This is a genomic window from Roseburia sp. 1XD42-34, from assembly GCF_009917385.1.
In the GTDB taxonomy this organism is placed as follows: domain Bacteria; phylum Bacillota; class Bacilli; order Bacillales; family Amphibacillaceae; genus Virgibacillus.
This window is the reverse complement of sequence record NZ_QWLJ01000078.1, coordinates 1-4245: the sequence shown is the minus strand read 5'-3', so window position 1 is coordinate 4245 and position 4245 is coordinate 1. Positions and strand designations below refer to the sequence as shown.

The window sequence follows — 4245 nt, the reverse complement described above, 5'->3', positions numbered from 1 at the left end:
TATAAAAAAATTGGAAGTCATGTTGGGTAGGTGAGATTCCATCTCACTCCACCCCAACATTTGACATAGAACCTTTTCGGTTGAGGGATAAAGATGACTGTAAGTATTTAATGTCGTTGCGACGTTTCCGTGTCCTAGCCTTTGGGCTATGACGGAGACAATAGTGTTTTTGTTAATTAAGTAGCTGGCATGCGAATGCCTAAAATCGTGCAACCTTATTTTTTCACCCCAGATTCTTTTACATAGTAAGCGTATTTGCGATCCAATGTTGTGGTAGATATGTGGTCGTGAAATTCCCCAAATACTACATAGGACATTTTTGGTTTTACGTTTGCTTTAAATCTCGATAGTAAAGTCATAACATGATTGGGCATGATGATTTTACGTGTTAATGATTGTGTTTTTGGTTTTGTTATAATTCTGTTGTAAACTGTTTTATCTATATTGATGGTATTATTTTCAAAATCTATGTCTCCCCAAGTTAAAGCTAACAATTCCCCTTTTCGACAAGGCGCTAGAAGGCGTTCTTTTGTTTTCTAGTATAAGTTTGGGGTTTTTCGGTGCTTGTTTAAGTGTGATTGCTTCTATTTTTAACACCAAAGACGTTGAGGAGATTATAAAACATATGAAGTATTTAAAAATGAAAAGAAAATTGCCGAAACAAAAGATTTAAGTTATATTGATAAAAATGTGAAACCTGGAACGGAGTACAAATACGCTATAAAAGTTGAAAACGTCGTCTCAGAAGATGCTAAAAAAAGAGCTAATAAAAAGCTAAAAGAAAGCGGTTTAGACAAAGATAAATTAAATAAGGAAGACTATACTTATGGAGGAGAAATTTCAACTTTAATTTCAACACCTGTTAATAAAGAAAAGTCTTTAAAGAAAGATCCTATTATGTCTGAGATAATAGGTAGCGAGAAAAACATAAAATCATTATCATCTGTTCCTAATTTTTTCAGCTTTACTTATAGAACTTTTATACCGTATAAATCAGTTGAAAATAAAAATTTTTTAAGTAAACATAAATACTTAAAAGGCGACAACAGAAGCTTTACTAAAAATAGCAACATAGAACTGAGGCGCGCGTGAATGCTCAATTTAGAGTAATCCGAGATCTATAAAATTATGGCCTAGTGTAGGACGTACCTATAGTTGCAATAGCGCATCGTGCTCTAATACAAAATATGTAGGTAAAGCAAGTTCTAAAGGTATTAAGCTAAATGGGTCACTTGCAAAGAAAGACTATTTATACTGGAAAGTTGATCACTCAGTAGGTATTCCAATAAGCAAGGCATATCCGAATATTGACTACTGGTATAGTGCTACTGCTCAACCACATTCACTCAGAGTTAGGAGAAGGCATGATAAAGCGCCTAGTCATGAACAGTTCATGGATTGGCCAAGGGGGAGCAGGACTATATATACTTTCCCAATAGAAAAGAAGAAAGATTTTTGGTATTTATTTGGTGTTAAAAAGAGCTGGAGCTATGATATGTAATTAGAAAATTCTTTAGTGAAAGGTATAGACATACTTTATTAGACAGTATTATGAGAAAAAAATAGCGTTTTAGAAGAATAAGGCGTTTTTTAACTAAGAGTGAATTTTAACAAGAGAAAGACAAGATTCTAATGGAACCATGACCGCCCATCCGGCAGGTGGTCATGGTTTATCCCACATCCGTCGGGCACAAAATTAATATAAGTCGCTCTCTTTTGTTCAAATCCCACAGCCTTATGCAAATACCTGGTACATACTTTAGCAGTCATTTCTCGCAGTTGATCTGGCGTATATTCCCACACGTCAGATTTATTTTTATACTGCCACTTATATGTAGTTTTGCCATAAACAGTTCCATATATTTCATGCCTTTAGTATAATGCAACTAAAGGGGTTACATTGAAGTTATTACCAATGGGGATAGGAGGAGAGGTTTATTAAGGCGCTTTATGTAAGCGACCTTCATAGCTATATCGACAAAACCATATCGCAGCTAGAACAAATACATACACAAGTAAAAAACATCCAGAAGAACATAGAAACCATAATAGCTTTGGAGGATGCGTTTAAAGGGAAAACGGCTAATTCTATTCGTGCCTTCTATCAAGAGGTACACATGCCGTTTCTGTTGTTTCTAGAGGGTTTTATTACGAATTACTCCGATGCGTTACAAGAAATGAAAAAGTCAATTCAAGACATGGAACCAAACAAAGATGGAGTTATTCGCGAGGATTTTCTTTCTCAAGATGTGCAACGAAGTTTTGAGCGAATGGAACAGATTACCATGGCGATAACGGATGAGGCAAATGCTGTTCTGCACTCGATCAAAGATATTGTTAACATTCGCGATATAGACGATGGGGAGTTCCTAGATAAAGTACAGCATGGGAAAAAGATGAACCGACAGACGATAGAGAAACTCCACGCCTTTGACCGCCATAATACAGCTAAGCTAGATCCCATAGAACAAGATATACGGACGATGAAGAATTATATGACTCAAATCCGTGAGCTAGGAAACAATGGGAAGATACGTATTGGCAGTTATCAATCCAGACAGCTAGATGATCAAAAGTTTCATCAAGAACTTATATCTGGAATCAAAAATAAAGCTATTAGGAACGCAATTGGGCTAGAGGCAGTGCTCGGCGAAGCAGGTAAGCTTCTACTTTATAGCTATAGTCGGTTTGCTGCTATTCCGGTTCAGTATTTACAGAAACATTTTGGATTAAAAACCATGGATTACAGCTACCGAGCTATGCATGCAGCTGTAGCGGCATCGGGTGATCGTTTAACTACAAGGGAATTTACTACAATTGAACACCAAGTAATTTCCGCAGTAAAGGTTTCGGACTATAAAAAAGTGAGACAGGGAACTTACTATACATTGGTGGATGGTAGAATCGTAAGAAAATATCAATCCGAATCTGGAAGTGTAGAATATGAATTAGTGGATACGATTCCTGCCGATCGACACAAGCCAAAAGAGCCGGAAAAGAGCTGGGTGGAAAAAGCTACTGAAGGGATTGTCAAAGCAGGTTTACACGTAGGATTAGCAGGATATAAGACCGGAAAAGCTGGCTTAAAACTTTCCAAAGAGGCTTTAGATTTCGTTGTGTTGGATGATGTGAATACGGTTCTTGATTCAGAAGCCTCTGTGGGGGAAAGAATATGGGCGGGAGCTTCTATTCTTCCAGTGGGAAAACCTTTAAAACTGATTAAAGCTGGCGGAGTTATTAAATTTGCAAATAAGGGTAAACATACAGCGAAGAAAGTTAAAAAGAGAAATACAGTCGGTAAAAACTTTACTATAAAGGATATAGGAAACTTTGATTTAACTCCAAAAAAAACACCTTACAATTCTTTAAGTAGAAAACAGCAGTTAATTATAAAGGAGAAAATTGAAAAGCGCTCAGTAACTAAAAGTGAATATAAAAGATATCAGTGGAATAAGAGGTTTATGAAGCGTAGGGCTACTGGTGTTAATAATTTTTGGAAACAAGAAAAGAAAAGAATTTTAAAGAATGATACTCCAACACGAAATTGGACTTCCAAGCAAATTGAAGATATTTTAAATAGAAAAAAGCCTCAATACAATGGTAAACCAATCATTGGTCATCATACATTCAATGCAAAGAATTATCCACATATATCTAATAAAGGTGAATTAATATATCCCGCAACTCCTAGCGAACATTTAAAAGGGTGGCATGGTGGAAGTTATCATAAAAATTCTCCAGGCAAACCAGTGAATCCAAATTATATGGAGGAGTTCTAAATACTGCAAAGAGAGGGAGGAAAGAAGATGAATAAAATTGCTATAAAGGTTGAAGCAAATAATATAAATAAGTATTTAATGACAATTAAAAAGCACACTGGTTTGAGTTTCTCGAAATTAAAATCAACTATTGAAAATAAAGAAGTTCTAGCTGAAGTAGATGCTAATGATATAGATGAACTTGAAAAGCTACAACAATTAATTAAGAAATTAAAATCTGATGGTGCAGTGGTTAAGATATATGATAATGATGTGTTCGGAGAAGGTGCATCAAGTTATGAAGAAATTTCTATACATGAATTTGAAAATAGTATTATACGTTTAAAAGAGATATTAAATGAACTTCAGGATTATGATGATAATGAAAATGAATTTTAAATCAATTTATTAGGGAGTATAAACTATTTTGTGTAAATGGGAATTGCACACAATAAAATATACAGGCTTTACGTGGAGAAGCGGGCGT

General features: G+C 35.2%; 3 protein-coding genes and 1 pseudogene. 3 read left to right on the top strand and 1 reads right to left on the bottom strand.

All coding sequences use genetic code 11. The features are described from left to right. Positions 1–494 (bottom strand): annotated as a pseudogene (locus D1839_RS21055) (site-specific integrase); the annotation flags it as partial. A gap of 196 nt (positions 495–690) precedes the next feature. Here D1839_RS21055 and D1839_RS19985 point away from each other — a divergent pair. The 3 genes from D1839_RS19985 (at position 691) to D1839_RS19975 (ending at position 4157) form a co-directional block, all read left to right on the top strand. Then, positions 691–1092 (top strand): hypothetical protein, encoded by a 402-nt coding sequence (locus D1839_RS19985; RefSeq protein ID WP_120381517.1) that lies wholly within the window; start codon positions 691–693, stop codon positions 1090–1092. A gap of 845 nt (positions 1093–1937) precedes the next feature. Next, on the top strand, positions 1938–3779 hold the full coding sequence (locus tag D1839_RS21200; RefSeq protein WP_286164876.1) for a T7SS effector LXG polymorphic toxin: 1842 nt from the start codon (positions 1938–1940) through the stop codon (positions 3777–3779). A gap of 27 nt (positions 3780–3806) precedes the next feature. Beyond that, positions 3807–4157: a hypothetical protein gene (locus D1839_RS19975; protein WP_120381516.1), complete on the top strand. Its 351-nt coding sequence runs from the start codon at positions 3807–3809 to the stop codon at positions 4155–4157. The last annotated feature ends 88 nt before the right edge of the window (positions 4158–4245 follow it).